At 49.0% G+C, this 20,981-nt stretch carries 13 protein-coding genes and 1 tRNA gene; 3 read left to right on the top strand and 11 right to left on the bottom strand.

Features of this window, described 5'->3' with window-relative positions:
* Positions 1 to 108 precede the first annotated feature (108 nt).
* Together AR688_RS04210 and AR688_RS04205 are read left to right on the top strand one after the other, a co-directional pair.
* Positions 109 to 1,185 carry an efflux RND transporter periplasmic adaptor subunit gene (locus AR688_RS04210; protein WP_068229537.1) on the top strand — a complete coding sequence of 359 codons (1,077 nt, stop codon included), beginning with the start codon at positions 109 to 111 and terminating at the stop codon, positions 1,183 to 1,185.
* On the top strand, positions 1,182 to 4,301 hold the full coding sequence (locus tag AR688_RS04205; RefSeq protein ID WP_068229534.1) for an efflux RND transporter permease subunit: 3,120 nt from the start codon (positions 1,182 to 1,184) through the stop codon (positions 4,299 to 4,301). Before AR688_RS04210 ends, AR688_RS04205 begins: the two co-directional genes overlap by 4 nt.
* 97 nt (positions 4,302 to 4,398) lie before the next feature.
* Here the strand turns inward: AR688_RS04205 and AR688_RS04200 are convergent, their stop codons facing one another.
* From AR688_RS04200 to tyrS, 3 genes are all read right to left on the bottom strand, one after another.
* Positions 4,399 to 6,843 (bottom strand): sensor domain-containing protein, encoded by a 2,445-nt coding sequence (locus AR688_RS04200; RefSeq protein ID WP_068229531.1) that lies wholly within the window; start codon positions 6,841 to 6,843, stop codon positions 4,399 to 4,401.
* Positions 6,844 to 7,118: 275 nt separating this feature from the next.
* Positions 7,119 to 9,275 carry a TonB-dependent siderophore receptor gene (locus tag AR688_RS04195; protein ID WP_068229521.1) on the bottom strand — a complete coding sequence of 719 codons (2,157 nt, stop codon included), beginning with the start codon at positions 9,273 to 9,275 and terminating at the stop codon, positions 7,119 to 7,121.
* A gap of 148 nt (positions 9,276 to 9,423) precedes the next feature.
* Complete coding sequence (gene tyrS / locus AR688_RS04190; protein ID WP_068229520.1) at positions 9,424 to 10,626, bottom strand: tyrosine--tRNA ligase; 1,203 nt, start codon at positions 10,624 to 10,626, stop codon at positions 9,424 to 9,426.
* 148 nt (positions 10,627 to 10,774) lie between these two features.
* Here tyrS and AR688_RS04185 point away from each other — a divergent pair, with 148 nt between their 5' ends.
* A complete protein-coding gene (locus AR688_RS04185; RefSeq protein ID WP_068229519.1) occupies positions 10,775 to 12,121 on the top strand; it encodes a peptidoglycan DD-metalloendopeptidase family protein in 1,347 nt (448 codons plus the stop codon).
* Positions 12,122 to 12,191: 70 nt separating this feature from the next.
* On the opposite strand, the gene AR688_RS04180 is transcribed toward AR688_RS04185, so the two are convergent.
* The 8 genes from AR688_RS04180 to AR688_RS04145 form a co-directional block, all read right to left on the bottom strand.
* Positions 12,192 to 13,322 carry a sodium ion-translocating decarboxylase subunit beta gene (locus tag AR688_RS04180; RefSeq protein WP_068229518.1) on the bottom strand — a complete coding sequence of 377 codons (1,131 nt, stop codon included), beginning with the start codon at positions 13,320 to 13,322 and terminating at the stop codon, positions 12,192 to 12,194.
* Positions 13,323 to 13,341: 19 nt separating this feature from the next.
* Positions 13,342 to 15,123: a sodium-extruding oxaloacetate decarboxylase subunit alpha gene (oadA, locus tag AR688_RS04175; RefSeq protein WP_068229517.1), complete on the bottom strand. Its 1,782-nt coding sequence runs from the start codon at positions 15,121 to 15,123 to the stop codon at positions 13,342 to 13,344.
* Positions 15,124 to 15,135: 12 nt separating this feature from the next.
* The gene (locus AR688_RS04170; protein ID WP_068229514.1) at positions 15,136 to 15,375 is read right to left on the bottom strand and encodes an OadG family protein; all 240 of its coding nucleotides are present in this window, start codon (positions 15,373 to 15,375) and stop codon (positions 15,136 to 15,138) included.
* Positions 15,376 to 15,650: 275 nt separating this feature from the next.
* Positions 15,651 to 16,196: a PqiC family protein gene (locus AR688_RS04165; protein ID WP_068229511.1), complete on the bottom strand. Its 546-nt coding sequence runs from the start codon at positions 16,194 to 16,196 to the stop codon at positions 15,651 to 15,653.
* Positions 16,193 to 17,860 (bottom strand): intermembrane transport protein PqiB, encoded by a 1,668-nt coding sequence (pqiB, locus tag AR688_RS04160; protein ID WP_068229508.1) that lies wholly within the window; start codon positions 17,858 to 17,860, stop codon positions 16,193 to 16,195. The genes AR688_RS04165 and pqiB overlap by 4 nt, the downstream gene beginning before the upstream one ends.
* The gene (locus tag AR688_RS04155; RefSeq protein WP_068229504.1) at positions 17,844 to 19,148 is read right to left on the bottom strand and encodes a PqiA/YebS family transporter subunit; all 1,305 of its coding nucleotides are present in this window, start codon (positions 19,146 to 19,148) and stop codon (positions 17,844 to 17,846) included. Before AR688_RS04155 ends, pqiB begins: the two co-directional genes overlap by 17 nt.
* Positions 19,149 to 19,303: 155 nt before the next feature.
* Positions 19,304 to 20,551: a glycerophosphodiester phosphodiesterase family protein gene (locus tag AR688_RS04150; RefSeq protein WP_068229502.1), complete on the bottom strand. Its 1,248-nt coding sequence runs from the start codon at positions 20,549 to 20,551 to the stop codon at positions 19,304 to 19,306.
* Positions 20,552 to 20,885: 334 nt separating this feature from the next.
* Positions 20,886 to 20,962, bottom strand: a tRNA-Arg gene (locus AR688_RS04145).
* Positions 20,963 to 20,981 lie beyond the last annotated feature (19 nt).

The following is a 20,981-nucleotide window of genomic DNA, read 5'->3' as shown; positions in this document are numbered from 1 at the left end:
CGGCTATATTTGCTTACAGTTGCTCACTTGCTGGTATTTATAGCTGCCGGTATATTCCCCTCTAACGCTATACTGCTCTGAGTTTATTGCTGCTGCCAAGGATTTTTCATGTTTAAAAAGCTTTCTTTCTCCCCTGTTGTTATTGCCGTGATCTTAAGTCTGGCGCTTATTTTTTGGCTGTTTAGCGGCGACAATTACAGCGCTAAAGCAGATGCACCTGCTGAGCAGCAAATCCCTGTTGTTGAGTTGTCACAAGTAGAAGCACGCTGGTCAGATGCCGAGCCCTATCAGGCTAAACAAATTGCCCAGGGGCAGGTATTGCCCTGGCGCACGGTAAGTATTAAATCGCAGCAAGCCGGCACAGTTGAAGCCTTACTAAAACAACAAGGCGATACGGTTAAACAAGGTGACAAACTGCTGCGCTTGTCAGACGAAGGCCGCACAGCGCTGCTGGCACAGGCGCAGGCCAATCTGAAACTGCGCAAAAACGAGCTGGAAAGCGCCCGCACACTGGGGGAATCAAAATTTTTATCGGCAACTGAGCTAACCAGGCTGGAAAGCGAAATGGCTACAGCAGAGGCTGAACTGCAAACTGCCCGGCTTGCTGTAATACAAACTGAGCCGGTAGCGCCGTTTAATGGTGTAGTAGATCGCCGCCATATTGAAGTAGGTGATTTAATTCAAACCGGCACCGAACTAATGCAACTGGTACAAATTGACCAGCTTAAAGTAACCGCCCAAATTCCGCAGCAGCATATTTCCGCATTAAAACAGGGCCAGGATGTTACCTTGCGCTTGCTTGAAGGCCGTGAGCTAAGCGGCGAGCTTAGCTTTATCAGCTACGCTGCCGACACCGCCACCCGCAGTTTTTATATTGAAGTCACCGTAGCCAACCCCGAGTTACTGCGTATTGCCGGTGGCAGCGCCACTGTTGAAGTACAACTGGCGCCAGTGCAGGCGCACCGGATATCCCCCGCACTGCTAAGCCTGGATACCAGTGGCCATCTTGGTGTGTCAGTTGTTGATGAACAACAGCAGGTGGTGTTTTATCCGGTGGCGATATTAAGTGCTGATAACGACGGAGCCTGGGTAAGTGGCTTGCCACAACGGGCGCAAATTATCACTCAGGGCGCCGGCTTTGTCCGCGCTGGTGATAAAGTTCTGGTTGCCGGAGCCAAGTCATGAACAGCATCATTCAGGCGGCTATTCAGCGCAGCCGCGCCAGCTTAATGCTACTGCTGTTTTTGTTTATTGCCGGTATTACTGCTTACCAGTCTATTCCCAAAGAAGCCAACCCGGATGTGGCTATCCCGATGATGTACGTGTCGATGTCGCTTGACGGCATCAGCCCGGAAGATGGTGAACGCTTGCTGGTGCGGCCGATGGAACATGAACTGCGCTCATTAGAAGGCATTAAAAAAATGACTTCTACCTCCAGTGAAGGCCATGCCTCGGTAATGCTGGAATTTGATGCCGGTTTTGATGCCGACAAAGCACTGGCCGATGTGCGGGTTAAAGTTGATGCCGCCCGGGCTAAACTACCCAGCGAAGCTGACGAACCCACGGTAAATGAAATTAACGTTGGCTTGTTTCCGGTATTGTCAGTGGGCTTATCCGGACCGATATCAGAAAACCAGTTGGTATTTATCGCCCGCCAGTTACAGGAAAATATAGAGGCTATTCCTGAAGTTCTGGAAGTCGATATTGGCGGCGACCGCGAAGACTTGCTGGAAATAGTGGTAGATCCGCAGGTACTGGAAGGCTACGGCCTGGATTACCAGCAACTGTTCACACTGGTATCAAACAATAACCGCCTGGTTGCTGCTGGTAGCTTAGACACCGGTGCCGGCCGTATGGCGATGAAAGTGCCGGGCGTTATTGAAAATTTAGACGATGTATTGTCGATGCCAATTAAGGTCGACGGCGATACCGTTATCACTTTTGGCGATGTAGCTACCATCAGCCGCAGTTTTAAAGATCCACTCGGTTTTGCCCGTATTAATGGCCAGCCGGCAGTGGTGCTGGAAGTGAAAAAACGTAGCGGCGCAAATATTATTTCCACCATAGAACAGACCAAAGTACTGATTGAACAAGCCAGTGCAGCCTTTCCTGAAGGTATGCAGATTAACTACATTATGGATCAGTCTACTGAAGTGAAAAACATGCTGTCAGATCTGCTGAACAACGTGTTAACTGCTGTGGTGCTGGTACTGATCCTGATTGTAGCCACCATGGGTGTGCGCTCGGCAGTATTGGTTGGTATTACGATTCCGGGTGCGTTTTTTGCCGGTATTTTATTGATTTACGCACTGGGCTATACCATGAATATTATCGTGCTGTTCGCACTGATTTTAGTCGCCGGTATGTTGGTCGACGGCGCTATAGTAGTCAGTGAATTGGCCGATCGTAACCTGGCTGAAGGGCAAAAACCGAAAAAAGCCTGGGCTAATGCCGCCGGACGCATGGCCTGGCCTATTATCGCCTCCACCGCTACCACTGTTGTGGTATTTATGCCGCTGCTGTTCTGGCCCGGTGTGGTAGGTCAATTTATGAAATACCTGCCTGCCACCGTCATTTTGTGTTTGCTGGCATCGTTATTTATGGCGCTGATTTTCTTACCGGTAATGGGTGGGCTCAGTAAAGCGCAGCCCCCTGCACATGAAGTTGCACAAAGCCGGGCGGGTAAAGCCTATCGCGGTCTGCTTTCACGCTTGTTACGCCGTCCAGGCCTGACCTTTGCCGGTATGCTTGGCGCTATGGTATTAATCTTTTTTGCTTACGGTAAATATAACCATGGCCTGGAGTTTTTCCCGTCGGTAGAACCAGAATCAGCCCAGGTTTGGGTGCGCGCCCGTGGTGATATGTCTATTTATGAAAAAGATATTCTGCTGCAAAAGGTAGAGCAGCGCCTGCTGGGGTTATCAGAGGTAAAAGCACTCTATGCCCGCTCACTGGCCAGTAGCAGCGGCGAACTGGCACCCGATGTGGTTGGTACCTTGCAATTTCAGTTTATTGACTGGTACGACAGACGCCGCGCGGCAGATATTCTTAGCGAAATGCGCGAGCTGACCAAAGATATCCCGGGCGTTATTCTGGAGTTTCGTCAGCAGCAGGAAGGTCCGGCGGCAGGCAAACCGATAGAGCTGCAGGTCAGTGCAATGGAAGCTGCCGCAACTGAAGAGGCAGTAACACAAATTATCAGCCAAATGCAGCAAATGGGCGGCTTTGTTGATATAGAAGATGACAGGAGCTTACCCGGTATCGAGTGGCGCATAGAAGTTGACCGCGCTGCAGCTGCCCGTTTTGGTGCCGATGTGCTAACCGTTGGTAATGCCGTGCAGATGATCAGTAATGGTTTGTTGCTGGCTAAGTTTCGCCCGGAATATGCCAGCGATGAAGTCGATATTCGGGTGCGCTTTCCGGAGAATTGGCGCTCTTTAGATCAGTTGGGCCGGTTAACTATTCAAACTCAGCGTGGCCAGGTACCGCTGAGCAACTTTGTTAAACTGGTACCTGCCCCGAAAACCAGTATCATTAAACGTATTGACGGCAACCGTGCTGTAACGATAAAAAGTGATTTGGCACCGGGAAATCAGGTTGGCGAGCGCTTACAAGCACTGCTGGGCAGTGATATTAAGTTACCTGACAATGTGCATATTAAAACCGCCGGTGAAAGTGCGGATCAGCAAGAAGCCATGACCTTTCTGATGGGCGCTTTTGCTACCGCTATCTTCCTGATGCTGATGATTTTACTGGTGCAATTTAACAGCTGGTATCAAAGCCTGCTGATTTTATCAGCCATTATCTTCTCTACGGCCGGTGTTCTGCTCGGCTTGCTGGTTAACGGCCAGAGCTTTGGCATAGTTATGGTGGGTATGGGCATTATCGGCCTGGCCGGTATAGTGGTAAATAACAATATCGTCTTAATTGACACCTATAATCAGCTGCGTGACAGCGGCTTATCGGCTATTGATGCCGCGCTGGAAACCGGCTGCCTGCGCTTACGCCCGGTGCTGCTTACGTCAATTACCACAGTATTGGGTTTAATGCCGATGGTGCTGGCGGTGAATGTTAACCTGCTGGAACCCAGCCTGGGCTTTGGCGCGCCGTCAACCCAGTGGTGGACGCAGTTATCCAGCGCTATTGCCGGCGGGCTAACCTTTGCCACCCTGCTAACCTTGTTTTTAACCCCCTGCATGCTGGTGCTGGGTGAAAAACTGCGGCCACGCAAAACCGAACCAGATGCTGAACCAATCAGTAGCAGTGACGATATTGCGCTATTGCTGAAAAAACGTGCCTGATACTGCAATAATCACGGTGCCGCGGCGGGCATGTTTATTTTCGCCCGGCACCTTCTTATTATTGCCGGCTAACCGTCTGCTACCTCTGTGCCGAGGGTTACTGCACCCGCAACGCCGCAGATAATTGCTGTTCAATATCGCTAAAGCTGGTTGGCCTGGCATATAAATAGCCCTGACCAAACTCGCAGCCAAGCTCAGCCAGTACCTCCTGCTGCTTCGCCGTTTCAATACCTTCCGCTATTACGGCTACACCTATTGCCTGTGCCATCGCCAGCATGGCTTTGACCAAACTCAGGTTGTGGCCGTTTTCAAGCGCCTGGACAAAGGTTTTATCAATCTTAATATAATCAATAGGTAAGGATGTAAGATAAGATAATGAAGAATAGCCAGTACCAAAATCATCAATCGCAACTTTAATACCGGCATTGCGAAAAGCATTCAGGTTTTCCAGAATAGCCGGCGAATTATCCATTGCCACACCTTCGGTAATTTCCAGTTGCAGACACTCTGCCGGTAACTCCATCAGTTGCAGCTTGGTAATAACATAACTGTGTAACGCCTGATCTGAAAAGTGTTTAGCGGTAATATTTACCGCCACAGGTTGCGGCTGCAAACCGGCTTGCCGCCAAAGTTTGATTTGCTGCAACGCTGTTTTAATTACCCAACAATCGAGCTTTTTGCCCAGATTTACTGCCTCGGCCACTGCCACAAAAATGTCTGGTGCAACAAAACCCAGTTCGGCATCGTGCCAGCGCACCAGGGCTTCATAGCCCACCAGCTTTTTACTTAATAAATGGTACTTTGGTTGCAGCACTACGCTGAGTAAATCCTGCTCCAGCGCACGGCGTAAGCCTTGCTCTATCTCCAATTGCCGGGTGAGTGCATTGTGAATATCTTCATGGTACATCCGCAGTGGCAATGCTTGCTGCTTGGCTTCAAACATGGCCGACTCAGCCTGACGGATCAGCACATTTAAATCAGTGTCATCATCCGGATAGCTGCTGATACCAATACATACCGAAGGTGAAATTTTCTGGTTAGCCAGCCAGTAAGGCTCTGTACACTTATCAACCACGCTCTGAGCAAAAGGCAGCAAGCTGCTGTGATCGGCCACCGGCAATAACACTATGTAATCATCTGCCCCCGGTCTGCAGGCAAAAGCCCCATCGGGCAACATACTTTGCAGCCGGTGGGCAGCCTCTATCAGCATTAAATCACCAAAATCATGGCCGTACTTTTCATTGATAAGGCGAAAACGATGGCAATCAATAAACAGTACCGCATAAACCAGAGTTTTGTCCTGCCGCCGGCTAAATTGCTCTATCAAGCCATCGCGGTTTAACAAACCAGTTAAGGCGTCAAAATGGGTAAGAAACTTAGCATGATTTTTCGCTTTTACCTGCTCGGTAATATCAATGCCCACCCCCTGAATTTCATCAGCCGAATCAACCTTCCCAATTAGTGTGCTGAATGTCCAGTCTACCCAGTGCACACTGTTGTCCGGCCCCAGCATGCGCACCAATAACGAAATGGTTTGTGCCAGCTCTGCCTGGCGCAGTTGGTCCAATAGTGACTCAACATTGTAACGCTCGTCTGCATGAATAAATTCAAAGATAGAGATACCCAGCACCTGAATAATCGGCTGATTAAGTTGACGGCAAAATGCGTTGTTGACGAAGGTAAGCCGTGAATTTTTGCTTAAACGACAGATAAATTCTTTTTGGTTTTCAACTATATCGCGATAACGCTGCTCAGCAGACGTTAAACGCTGTAATACCGCTTTAAACTCAGATAAGTCGTGGCATACCCCGACAAACAACCGGCCATGCTCAGTGCGAGACTCTCCCACCGACAAATGCATCGGAAACACTGAGCCATCTTTGCGTTGCGCTGGCACATCCCGGCCAATGCCAATAATTTTGGCCTTACCACCGCCTTTAAAGTTTTGCAGGTAGCTATCATGCTGGTTACCATGCGCCGATGTCATTAGCATGCTGACATTCTGGCCTATCACCTCATGCTTTTTGTAACCAAATAACTGTTCAGCGCCGCGGTTAAAGCTTTGCACTATGCCCCATTCATCAATAGAAATAATGCCATCTACCGCAGCTTCCAGCAGTGCATCCTGCATAGAGCGTAAACTAAGGTGGGCTTTAACACTGGCTTCGTATGCCGTTAAATCATGGCAAATACCAACAAAATAGCGTTTAACGCCTGCTTTGGCTTCGCCAACAGAAAGGTGCATAGGAAAAATACTGTGGTCTTTACGTTTACCCTGTACATTACGGCCAGAGCCAATAATCTTAGCCGCCAAACCGTGCTTTACATAATTAGCCAGATAACCGTCATGCTCACTATGAAACGGCTCTGGCATTAACATACGTACGTTCTGGCCAACACATTCGGCCGGGCTATAACCAAACAGCTTTTCTGCCGAGGGCGAGAAAAAACAAATTAAACCTTGCTGATCAATAACGATAATGGCATCAACAGCAGAATGCGCTATGGCATCCTGCAGCTGGCTTAGCTCAAAAGTATCCATACCTGGCGTAACCTTGTTGTTAAAAGCTAATTCAATAAACTGCTAATCTACGCTGTAGTTTTTTGACAAGTGTTACAACTTTAGAAGTGAAGTGGCTGTTTTTCCACTGTGGCAACAAAAAGAGTGTGTCAGCCCATTTCAGGCCGGGGCTATGCGGGGAAGTTAGCTTTCGCCAGCAGTAATAATTGTGCAGGATGAGATAGTAAAAACGGATTGCCCTGCCGGGCAATCCGCATAACGCGCTTAAATATCGCTGATGTTAGAATGTCCGTTAGTTAAAAAGCGTAGTTAAAACTAACGCTAACATTACGTGGCGTACCATAGCGATACTGGGTGTAAGCACTGCCGAACGCTGTCATGTAGTTGTAGTACTTTTTATCAAACAAGTTGGCAACGTTAAGCTGCAGGTTCATATTGTCGGCAATATCATAGCGCGCCATCAGGTTTGTTAATGAGTAAGCCTGTTGAGTCAACTGCACACCACCGCCTGCAGCAGAGGTTTCGCTTTGCCAGTTAATACCGCCACCAATGGTCAGCTCTGGCAGTAAATCGACAAACTGGTAGGTAGTAAACAGCTTAAACTGCTTACGCGGGCTATCGGTATTCACTTTAGTGCCAAGAGCGTCTTCAGCTTTAAACTGCGAATAACCGGCGCTGATATTCCAGCCTTCCAATGGCTTACCTACCACTTCCAGTTCAAAACCTTTGCTCTGTGTGCCGTCTGCTCCATAGTAAGCGGTTTGCTGCTCGGCTGTTGGTACAAAGTCCGGATCTACTACAGCCAGGTTCTCCTGATCAATCTGAAACAGGGATACAGTAGTGTGCAACAAATCATTTAAGAAGGTGCTTTTCAGCCCCACTTCGTAGCTTTTGCCTTCAACAGGGTCCAATAAACTGTTGCTGGCATCCCTTCTGTCCTGCGCTTTAAAAATCTCTGTATAGCTGGCATATAAACGGTGCTGCTCAGTCAGGTCGTATAATGCACCTACATAAGGTACAAATACGCTATTGTTGCCGTAATCTTCCATCGCGCCATACCAGAGCCCTTCACGGTCCCAGCTGGACATACGGCCACCAACAATAAACTTCAGCGCATCAGTAACAGACAAACGGGTAGCTGCATAAACCCCTTCCTGCTTAATGGTAACGTCTTCGGCTCTTACCGGATTGGCTTCCCATTCTGGCTCTGCCAGACCACTCCACTGGTAAAAATTGCCAACATCAACGCGATCATAACCACCACTCATATCACCACCGATAGGGGTATACGAGTCAGTTGCAATATCCTGTTTGCTGGAAATGGCACCGATAACAAACTCATGTTGCTGGTTAAACAGCTGGTAGTCACCTTTTAGCTGGATGTCAAAACTGTCTTGTTCAGTTTCGCCATAGGCCCAGTAACGTTGAGCATTAAGCCCTTCGCCGGTTTCTTTATCCATGGCACCATAGAAATACAACAGTTTAGAGTCTTTTTCGTATTCCATACGGTTATAGTTGGCTACCAACTGCCAGCCATTGCTAAAAGCATGATTGAGGTTAACAAAATAGTTGGTATTAGATGTGTCCCAGCGGGTCCAGTCGGTGCCGGTGGTTTTCGACACATCCCAGTCGATAAAAGTGCCGTCACTAAAGACAGCAGGTAACGCGCCCCAGGTTGCCGCTTTAGGATCACGATTCTGGTAACTTGCGCCGACCCTTAGCAAGGTTGCAGCAGATAAGTCAGCTTCCAGCACACCGTATAACACGTTGCTGCGCTCTTCATACTGATCCCAGTAAGACTCAGTATTCAGGTATTTACCCACTACACGGCCGCGTATAGTGCCACTGCTGTTAAGCCCACCGGCAACATCAGCCGTAACCTGCTTTTTATCCCAGCTGCCAGCGGCGACATTAACATAACCTGTCAGATCTGTGCTGTTTGCATGCTTTCTTACCAGGTTAATCGAAGCCGACGGATCGCCAGCGCCTGTTAGCAGGCCTGTGGCACCACGCACAAACTCGACCCGCTCGTAAATCGCGACATCCGCTACGGTTTCACCGGAATCACCAGCTAAACTCCAGGCAATGGGTACGCCGTCAATCTGGTAATTGGTAACTTCAAAACCGCGAGATTTAAAAGAGCTGCGCACATTATCCAGTTCGGTAGAGGATACACCAACGGCATTTTTTACCGTTTCCAGCACGGTATTAATATTCTGATCACGCATCCGTTGCTCAGTGATGATACTCACCGACTGTGGCGTTTCACGCAATGTCAGCCCAAGGCCGGTAGCAGTGTCAACCACTTCATTTACTGTGTAAGAACCTTTAACTTCAAGCCTTTCTATTGCTTTGCTGTTTTGTTCTTCAGCAACAGCAACAGAAGATGTGGCCGCGATTGCCAGAGATACCGCTGTTGCGACTGGCAATAACCGGAATTGAATAGTAGACATGGGAACAAACCTTTGACTGCATGAGGAAGTTGCATTTTATTTTAAATAGCAACGATTATCAATAAGGTTTGCATTAATGATCTGAAAGCGGGCATAGCGTTATCAGCAAGCCCCAAAGATACAGGTATCAACGGGGCTCGTTTTTTACTTATAACAGTGTAATACGGGCAAATTTGCGTTTACCCACCTGATAAATTTCAGAGCTGCCTTTAACGATTTCCAGTTTGCTATCATCTATTTTGGTTTCGCCATTCAGTTTTACTGCACCTTGTTTAATCATGCGGATAGCTTCAGAAGTGCTGTCGACCAAACCAGCTTCTTTTAGCAGGTTGGCAATCAACATAGATTCAGCATCACAGCTTACCGTAACGTCGGGAATATCATCCGGCAAGGCATTTTTACTAAAGCGCTGGGTAAAATCCTGATGCGCAGCTTCTGCTGCAGCATCATTGTGAAAGCGGGCAATAATTTCTTTTGCCAGCATAATTTTAATATCACGCGGATTAGCACCGTCAGCAACCTGCTGTTTTAACGCAGTGATTTCTTCAACCGGTTTAAAGCTAAGCAAATCGTAGTAACGCCACATCAGCTCGTCTGAAACAGACATAATTTTGCCAAACATGTCGTTAGGTGCATCGGTAATACCAACATAGTTGCCCAAAGACTTCGACATTTTCTGCACGCCGTCCAGGCCTTCCAGCAACGGCACCATCATTACTGTTTGCGGGCGTTGGCCTTCGTCTTTTTGTAACTCACGCCCCATCAGCAGGTTAAAGCGCTGATCGGTTCCGCCCATTTCAACATCAGCTTGTAACGCCACAGAATCCCAGCCTTGTACCAGCGGGTATAAAAACTCATGAATAGCAATTGACTGATTATTGCCAAAGCGCTTTTTAAAATCATCACGTTCCAGCATACGCGCAACGGTCTGACGCGATGCCAGCTTAATCATACCGGCGGCGCCCAGCTCGCCCATCCACTCTGAGTTAAACGCCACCCTTGTTTTGGCCGGGTCAAGAATTTTAAACACCTGCTCTTTATAGGTTTCAGCATTGGCTAACACATCTTCACGGCTTAACGGCTTGCGGGTGACGTTTTTACCGCTCGGATCGCCAATCATGCCGGTGAAATCACCGATCAGAAAAATCACTTCGTGGCCTAACTGCTGAAAAGCACGCAACTTGTTGATCAAAACGGTATGGCCAAGGTGTAAATCTGGTGCAGTTGGGTCAAAGCCTGCCTTTATTTTCAATGGCTTGCCTTCTTTTAACTTGGCTATTAGCTCTTCTTCCAGCAGAATTTCTTCGCAGCCGCGTTTTAACTCAGCTAAAGCCAGCTCCCAGTCCGCCATTTTAGTCTCCTGATTTTTAACCTGATTGGGCAAAGAAACCGCATTCTATAGCATGTTCAGCCTTGGGGAAACGCACAAAAGTCTGGTGTCAGGCAAAAAAACCGTATATGCTCGGTTTTTGTGCATTTCCTGAGCCAAGACAAGTATTATGCGCCAATTAGTAACCAAAATACCCAAACAACACCGCGTCTTAATTGTCGCCACTTCGGTGTTCTTATCCATTATTTTATTACTGCCATCAGAACAAGCCTCTGCGTCTAAAGGCAGTAAAAGCGAAAGCCTGGAAATAGGTAAACGCTACAGCCTGGATATTCCGCAAAGCGCGGAAGATTTAACCCTTGAGCAAGCTATCTCTGAGTTACCTGCCCTGCCGGAAGAAGATCTGTCGTTAAACTGGTCGGTACTGCAGGTACAGAAAGGTGATGCGCTGTCAGCTTTGTTCAAAAAAGCTAATATCAGCCAACAGGTTATGCTGGACGTTCTGGCACTGGGCAATAGTGTAAAAACCCTGACCCGGCTGTTCCCGGGCGAACAACTTGAATTTGGTTTAAACGAAAACGGTGAGTTACAGGAACTGCGTTATGCGCTGAACCACTTAACCACCTTGCGTGTTAGCCGTAACAGCGACGGCAGTTTTATTGCAGAAGAGCTGAAAAAAGAAGTTGAGCTGCGTAGCCAGTTTGCCAGTGCAGAAATACGTAGCAATTTTTGGAGCGCAGGCATAGAAGCAGGCCTGAGCGAAGCACAAATTATGAGTCTGGCCGGTATTTTCGGCTGGGATATCGACTTTGGTCTGGATATCCGCGGTGGCGACAGCTTCAGTGTGCTGTACGAAACCCAATATGTTGATGGTGAATTTATCAGTAACGGCAATATTGTTGCTGCCCAGTTCCAGAACCAGGGGCATGTGTATCAGGCCGTACGCCATACCGATGGTAACTACTACAAACCCGATGGTGCCAGTATGCGCCAGGCGTTTTTACGCGCACCGGTCAGCTTTCAGTATGTTAGCTCAAACTTTAACCCACGCCGCCTGCACCCTGTGCTGGGCACTGTACGCGCCCATAATGGCGTAGATTACGTGGCGCCGGTAGGTACGCCAATAATGGCAGCAGGTGACGGCCGGGTGATTGCCTCAGCCTACAATAAACTGAACGGCCATTATGTATTTATCCAGCATGCGAATAATATCGTCACTAAATACCTGCACTTATCCAAGCGTTTGGTCGCGAATGGCGCTAAAGTGCGTCAAGGTGAAGCCATTGGCCGCTTAGGTGCCACTGGCCGCGTTACCGGCGCGCATTTACATTATGAATTCTTAGTGTCTGGTGTGCACCGTAACCCCAGAACAGTTAAGTTGCCGCAAGCTACACCGCTGCAAGGCCAGGAAAAACAACTGTTCAGCCAGCAAGCACAGCAAATAATTGCACAGCTGGCGACTAAAGAGCGGGTGTTACTGGCGAAAACTGCAGCTGACGCCACCGCAGCACCTTAATCTGATAACCATTAAAAAGCCCCATTAAAAAAGCCCGGTCAAAAACCGGGCTTTTTTTATCTGCGCTATCCTAACCAACCAGTGCCAATAAAATACCAGCTGCAACGGCAGAGCCTATTACACCTGCCACATTAGGCCCCATCGCATGCATCAGTAAGAAGTTGTGCGGGTTGGCTTCTAACCCTACCTTGTTTACCACCCGCGCTGCCATTGGCACCGCAGATACACCAGCCGCACCAATTAACGGGTTAATTGGCTGCTTGGAAAACTTAGCCATAATCTTTGCCATAATAACGCCCGACGCTGTGCCTATAGCAAAGGCAACCGCGCCCAACACCAGAATGCCCAGTGTTTGCAGCGTTAAGAACTTATCCGCACTAAGCCTGGACCCTACAGCAAGGCCGAGGAAAATGGTCACAATATTAATCAGCTCGTTTTGGGCTGTTTTACTTAAGCGGTCTACCACGCCGGATTCACGCATCAGATTGCCCAGACAGAACATACCAATCAGCGGCGCAGCACTTGGCAGCAATAAAATAGTCAGCAGTAGGACCGCCAGCGGAAAAATAATCTTTTCTTTCTTACTGACAGTACGCAATTGCACCATCTGGATATTGCGCTCGGCCTTAGTGGTTAAAGCCCGCATAATCGGCGGCTGAATAATAGGTACTAGCGCCATATAAGAATAGGCCGCTACTGCAATGGCGCCAAGTAGATCAGGCGCCAGCCTTGAGGCAAGAAAAATGGCAGTAGGGCCATCTGCACCACCAATAATGGCAATGGCAGAGGCTTCTTTCATGGTAAAACTCAAACCTGGTACTGCATTTAGCGCAACAGCACCTAATAAGGTAGCAAAAATACCAAACTGCGCTGCCGCACCTAATAACAGCATTCTGGGGTTAGCAATTAAGGCGCCAAAATCTGTTAATGCACCAACGCCCATAAAAATCAGCAACGGAAAAATACCGGTGCCAATACCCACTTCGTAGATCATATACAGCAAACCACCCGGCTCACCCATACCGGCCAGCGGAATATTTGTCAGTACAGCGCCAAAGCCAATAGGTAACAGCAACAGGGGTTCAAAGCCCCGCGCAATAGCCAGATAGAGTAATAAAAAACCGACCAGCATCATTACTACCTGCCCGGCGGTAAAATGCACTAAACCGGTAGAAGCAATTAAGGTTGCAACAGCGTCCATGAAAATTCCTCAGTTCAGTTTAGTCAAAGCTGATCAGCACATCGCCAGTGCTCACTGCATCACCGGCCGCAACATGAATATTGACTACAGTACCGTCAGACACTGCCCGCACTTCGGTTTCCATTTTCATTGCTTCCATAATAATCACCACATCACCGCGCTTCACCTCTGCGCCAACTTTGGTGACAATTTTCCAGATATTACCCGCCAGTGGTGCGTTTAACGTTGCACTGCCGGTAACAGAGGCGCTGCCGGGGATATTTTCTGACACAACGGGTTTAACTGAGCTCAGCTCACCGGTTGGTGCCACCTCAACTTCATATACCTTGCCATCAACCCGCACGCTGTAGCTGGCAGGGCCACTCTGCACTGTCTTGGCTTTGCTGGCTGGCTTTTTGCTATCAGCACTTTCAGTCTCTGGCGCCGGTTCAAACGCCGCCGGGTTGTCACGGTTTTTCAAAAACTTTAAGCCTACCTGTGGAAATAACGCATAGGTCAGCACATCATCAATCTGTTGATCTGCCAGACGGATATTCTCGCTTTTCGCCAGGCTGCTAAGTTCTTCCTGCAGTTTATCGAGCTCTGGCTGCAGCAAATCAGCCGGACGGCAGGTAATGGCTTTGGCGCCTGCCAATACACGTGCCTGCAGCTCTACATTCATCGGCGCTGGCGTAGCGCCATATTCGCCTTTTAAAACGCCGGCGGTTTCTTTGGTAATACTTTTATAGCGCTCACCGGTAAGCACGTTTAACACCGCCTGGGTGCCGACAATTTGTGATGTTGGCGTAACCAGCGGTAAGAACCCCAGATCTTCGCGCACATGGGGAATTTCTTTTAGCACGGCATCCAGCTTATCGAGTGCGCCCTGCTCTTTTAGCTGGCTTTCCATATTGGTTAGCATGCCACCTGGCACCTGCGCCAGTAAAATACGGGCATCCACGCCTTTTAATGAACCTTCAAACTGAGCATATTTTTTCCGCACATCACGAAAATAAGCGGCAATCTCAGCCAACAGTTCTAAATTCAGCCCGGTGTCGCGCTCGGTCCCTTCCACAATCGCGACCATGGTTTCAGTAGCACTATGACCATAAGTCATACTCATTGACGATATCGCGGTGTCCAGCATATCAATGCCAGCGTCTATCGCTTTTTGGTAAGTGGCTGTGCTTAAACCTGTAGTGGCGTGGCATTGCATGGCTAATGGAATTTTGGTGGCTTCTTTAATTCGGGTAACCAGCTCTTCACACTCGTAGGGTTTAAGCAAACCGGCCATGTCTTTAATGCATACCGAATGACAACCCATGTCTTCCAGTTGCCGCGCCATATCTACCCACATATCAATAGTGTGTACCGGGCTAACCGTGTAAGAGATAGTGCCCTGGGCATGAGCCCCCACTTTAATAGCGGCCTGAACTGCGGTTTGCAGGTTTCGGATGTCGTTCATGGCGTCGAAAATACGAAACACATCAACACCATTTTCATGCGCACGTTCAACAAAGGCTGTTACTACGTCATCAGCATAGTGGCGGTAGCCTAATAAATTTTGCCCACGCAACAGCATTTGCTGTTTGGTATTAGGCATGGCTTTTTTTAATTCGCGGATACGATGCCAGGGGTCTTCACCAAGATAACGGATACAGGCATCAAAGGTAGCGCCGCCCCAGGATTCCATTGACCAATAGCCCACTTTATCCAGCTTGGCTGCAATAGGCAGCATATCGTCCAGCCGTAACCGGGTTGCCAGTAATGACTGGTGCGCGTCACGCAGCACAAGTTCAGTAAGTAATAATGGCTTGCTCATGCCTGAGTCCTCTTATTGTTGTTGGCGATATTGATGTATAGCACCTGAAATAGCGGCAATAACTGCCGGGCTTGGGCCATTGCTGCCACTCTCTGCTCTGGCAGTTTTATCGGTTGGTTTTACCGGGAAATAACGCTGCATAACGCTGCTTATTATCTGTACGACAAACACCAGCAATAATAAGAATGCAAACACTGCCACCATGCCAATTAACATCAGGCTTGCGGCTTCCCATAATAATTCTGCGACCATAGCCGTTTCTCCTTCAGTTGGCTGCACCTTGCTGACAAAACACAGGTATAGTCAGAATAGTTGAACACTGCCGGCTCAGCCTGGTTTTCTGTGGCCGACCCAGCATTATGCGCAGTTAACTTTAGTACGCTAAATAAAACTCAGTGATAGCTGCTATTTATGCTAACAATTTGCATAACATTACTACACTACACGTAAAGACATTCAAATGTCTAGCCATCTGAAAACAATTGATAGCAGTTGCTTACCACGCCAGGGTAATAAGCAACTGTGAATTATGCTGCTCCAGCAAGTTGCCGGCTGATTTGTTGGCTAAGCTGTTGCACTGCCTGCCCCAGCGCTTGCACCAAAGCAGGATAGCCATCATCGGCTAACGCGATACGAATATTAAATGGTTGTGAGCCTGACTGGGCACTGACCGCAAAGCGGCCACTGACAATGGCATGGCCATCAGCCAGGCCATGAAACTGATCCAACTGCACAGAAACACGCACGGTGTCGGGCCGGGCCTGCAGCACTGCAGTATAACCCGAAGCTTGCGCAACTATTCTGTCGCGCAGCTGACGCTGCAATTGCTGATCCAGCGCCTCTGCCCACAAGTGTTGGCGTGCTGTTATCATTTCAACGTCAGATAGCTGCAGCACCAGGCCACGGCCATTGAGGTAGCTGGCTACCTGCACCGGCTCAACATAAAGAGATTTCGCTTCAGCTTCTGCACTACCTGCCATTACCGGCGCCGCGGGCAACTGATAATAGCTGCTGGCAGGCTGACTGGAACAACCCGTTAACAGTAAAAACAGCGCCGCTGTAATATACCTCATTGTTTTGCCCTCTTCGGTTCAGGATCAGTAGGAGTATCAGCTTCAAACACCAGAGCATTACTTTGCTGATTTAACGTATGTAATACCGGTTGCAGCTCACGCAGTACCTGATCTAATGTTTGCAGGTTGCCATTGAGTCTGTCGTAAGCCACTGACCCCGGACTTAACCCGGCCAGCATCTGCTGTAGATCCTGCAGGCTTTGCTGCAACTGTGCCGGTAACTGTTGCACCTGAGGGCTGGACACCAACGCATCAAGCTGAGTAACCATTTTGTTGGCGTTTTGCAGCAACACCTCGGTACTTTGCATAGTTTGTTCACTTTGCACCAGCAACTGTTCAACCGGCAGATTATTAATTTTATCCAGCGCCATCAGGACTTTTTGTTCAATATTACTTAAGCCGCTACGGGCAGTTGGCAGCATCGGGTAACCAGCACTCTGGCTTAGCGCCAGTTGCTGTGCCTGCATGGCCTGTTGCTCAACATCTATTACCGTATCCTGGTTGATATCCAGATCAATATAGAGCGCGCCGGTTAACAGGTTGCCGGTTTTTAATGTCGCATGCATACCTTGTTGTACCGCCTTCTCCAGCTCCTGACGCAGTTGCGCTAAGCTAAGGTTCTCATATAACCGCCCGGCTTCAATGCGAATAAGCACCGGTATACCCTGTTGCAGCGATACCTCAAACGGTTTGTCGATAGAAAAAAAGAATGGCACGCTGGTAACCGTACCCACCCGCACTCCACGGTATTCTACCGGTGCTCCGGTTTTTAAACCCCGCACTGATTCTTCAAAAAATAGCAGATATTCAACAAATTCACTGTACAAACCTTCCTGAATACTTTGTTTATTCGGAAACAGCTGAAATTCGCTGCCATTCTCAACCGCTCCACCGGCAGGCCAGCCCTGCATTAAATCAAAGCTGACGCCGCCACTGAGCAAGGTCGTGGCAGAGCCAACATCAACCTGTAGGCCTTCAGCCGACAAATCTACAGAAAAGCCACTGCTAAGCCAGAAACGCACATTCTCTGATACCAGTACATCAAAAGGTGCGCGGATATATAACTGATATTGTGTACGGCGCAGCGCCAGATCAAATTCACTGTCTTCTACGGTGCCAACCTCATAACCGCGATATAACACCGGATCGCCAACGGCAAGGCCACCGCTGTCGGCTGTACTTAACACCACCCGCACGCCTGGTGCATCGGCCGGAGCAATGGGTGGCGCATCCAGCAAGGGGTACTCAAGCTGCTCTTTTTGCGCATCGCCTGGTTGCAGCTCTATATACACACCCGACAACAGGGTATTGAGCCCGGTAATGCCGCCGCGGCCAACCTGTGGCTTTACCACCCAAAACTGTGAACCAGTATTTAGCAACGGGCTAACATTGGGCTTCATCCGCGCTTTAATGATAACTTGCTTTAAATCATCGCTAAGCTCAACCGACGCCACCTGACCTACATCGACACTGCGGCTTTTGATTTGGGTTTTCCCCGCGACAATACCTTCAGCGTCAGCCGTTAATAAGGTTAGTAAAGCACCTTGCTGCTGATAATGGTTATACAACATCCAGATACCTATCAGCACCGCCGCTATTGGCACTACCCAGATTGGCGACCACTGTTTTATCCGGCTTACCTGTGCACTATGTTGTTGCGTCAAAACGGGCTTCCTCTTGTTCGGGCAATGGGTCCCATAGTAATCTGGGGTCAAAACTCAGTGCCGCCAGCATGGTCAGGATCACCACTGCAGCAAACACTAAAGCCCCGACACCGGGATATACACTCATTAATAAATCAAACCGTACCAATGCCGCCATAATGGCGACAACCAATACATCCACCATAGACCAGCGTCCTACCCAGTCAACCAAACGGTAAATCTGGCTGGAATGGCGCTGGCGGCGTGAAAACGGCAAACGGGTTAAATAGCACAACCAAAACATAATCAGTATTTTAGCTACCGGCACTATGACACTGGCGATCAGTATAATAATGGCGACCGGGTAAGCGCCATCCTGCCACATTAATATCAGGCCACTGATAATAGTAGAATCAATGGTTTCACCAAAAGACACAGTACGCATTATCGGCATTAAATTCGCCGGTATATACAGCAAGGTCGCTGCGATTAACAATGCTAAGGTGTTTTGCACACTGCTGCGGTGGCGTAACCGCACCTTAGTATGGCAACGGCTGCAATGCGTTTGGGTAATCGGGATAATAGCGGTACACACCTGGCACAGCTTTAAATTTTGCTGTAGCCCGGTTTTGCCGGCATGAGCGGCAACCTGCGGCGGCGGACAAGGTGCAATTTTCGACCACAGCTCGCGCCGGTCAATTACCTGAAAAGTGCGTAAATGCAGCAGGCAAAACAGACAAAAAGCCCAAAAACTCGGCCCAAGTGAAATATCGGCATCAGCCACCAGCTTAACAAAACTGATAATCAGCCCCATTAGAAAAATATCGACCATGCTCCACGGCTTTAGCATGTATAGCACCCGAGCCACCCAGGTACGGGCCGGCAGCGAATATAACATACCCAATTTCAAGTACAACACCGCCAACATGCAGGTAGCAGGCACCGCCTGAATTAACAACCAGATCAGAATAGCCAGCCATTGATGATGCTCAGAGAACAATACCGAGGACGTATCGAAAAAACTCATCTCGTTGCTGTTGCCGGCAGCAAACATGCTGACAAAGGGGAAAAAATTGGCCAGCAGTAACATAAATAATGCGCTACCGGCATACAGCACCGGCCGTAATACCGGTTGCGGATGACGCGCGTCCAGATGCAGGCCACAGCGGGAGCAGCAGGCTTCTTCCCCCGGTGCCAACTCAGGCATTACCTGAACCAAATCACAATGCCGGCATAATGCCAGCTCGCCCTGCGACGGTTGCTGCGCTGCCGGTGGTGATAAAGGTACTGCTGCAATATCAGATATCATCACGTGTCAGGCTTACCTGTTATAACGCGGTGACATGGTTCTAGCAAAATAAAGCTGAACTCTGCCTGAGCGAAAACCATATAAATTCGGACACAATTTATAGCATAATCACAAGCACTTAGCGATGCAGCCAATACAGATAAAGTAGGTAAATATTAGGGCGTGTTGACGTTATCTAACAGACAATTCGCATAAAAAGTGGTAGTAGCCGGCCAGTCAGAAAATACCCCCATAACACCGACATCCTGTGCCAACACATGTAACAGCTGCAAAATAACCCCATCGTTGCTGGCCAGTGCAGGCAGCGATTTATAATACCAGTCAGCGCCCTGTATCAGCGGGGGTGAACGCTCCAGACTCCAGGCAATAATCTTAAGCCCTGCGGCCTTTGCGGCAATGGCATAAGGCGTTGGCACTATGTTGCCATTTTGCTCGGTCACCAGCATCCACAGCGGTGGAGCAATAATATTCAGCCCACTGGCTTTAAGCTCTGCCATCGACGGTTGCCAACTGTCGCTTTGCATCGGGTCAAACTGCGGTTGCTCATAACGGCCATCCAGCCATACGGCCTGGCGGCCAAACTCGGGCTCATGCTCCAGCCAGTACAAAATATCCTGCAGATTAAACGATTGCAGGTACACCTGCGAAGGTGCCACACCAGCAGCTTTATATTCATCAACCAGTTGCTGCGCATAGTGTTGCTGGCTGTACTGGCCGTTAAACGGCATCGTGACTTCTGGCTGTTTTAGCTCAGGTGTCATCTTTACACCGTGCTGTTTAAACAGTGCTACCGATTCTTTATGTGTCATCGGCTGGGCGCACTGGCTATATAAATCGGTACGCCAACCTGGCGTACCCTGTACGTAATCTTCAACATTATGCGCCTGAGCATTTACGCCATCCATTTTGGCACAAAGCCCGCTAAATTCCTCTGCAGTAATATCACTGGTACAACACTGAGCACTGGCTGTTTTGCCACTTGCTGCTTCTGCCGGGCTAAAAGGCGCAGTGCATTTTGCTGCCAGTTCCGGCCGTAGCAAAATGTCGGTGGTCTGGTGTAAATCACATTGTGCATGCCGGCATACCAGTTGCTGGTCGGCTGTAAAGGCCACATCGCATTCCACTATGCCAGCGCCCATATCTATCGCAGCCTGGTACGATTGCTTACTGTGTTCAGCAAACATCAGCGGCGCACCGCGATGGCCAATTGAAAAGTCATGCCGGTAAAAAGGCTGCGTTTTACACGCCTGCAGACGCTGCTTTAACTCGCCATCGGGTAAAGCGTTTGACAAATACAGCGGCCTTGGGCCGGGTGACACCTGCTGCTTCGCGTCCGATTCAGGGCTACTAAGTGACTGACAACCAATCAGTAGCACGGCTAAACAAAACAATACTGGTTTCATAAAAACTCCTGCTGTTTGCCAAAGCCTGGCCAAACATTATGACAACCAGATGAAAATTACTGCAGCTATAAATTGGCATAACAGAATTACAGAAATTGAAATAAAAAAAAACCGCTAAGGCGTTAACCGTAGCGGGTTCTTCGTAGATGGTGGACGCAGGAGGATTGCAGGCGGCTATCCTGCCGCCTGCCCTGCGGGCCAGCTAGCGCTGCGCCAATTTGCTCCAGGCAAATTGGTCGAACCTTGCGGAGCTTCTCACCCGCCTGCGTCAAGTTGCATCGTGCCAGAATTAAAAAACCCGCTAAGGCGTTAGCCGTAGCGGGTTCTTCGTATATGGTGGACGCAGGAGGATTCGAACCTCCGACCGCTCGGTTCGTAGCCGAGTACTCTATCCAGCTGAGCTATGCGTCCAGGGTGTAACTATTACAGC

Origin of the sequence: Rheinheimera sp. EpRS3, assembly GCF_001513785.1 — a bacterium.
Taxonomy (GTDB): domain Bacteria; phylum Pseudomonadota; class Gammaproteobacteria; order Enterobacterales; family Alteromonadaceae; genus Alishewanella.
This window is presented reverse-complemented; position numbering and strand designations above follow the sequence as displayed.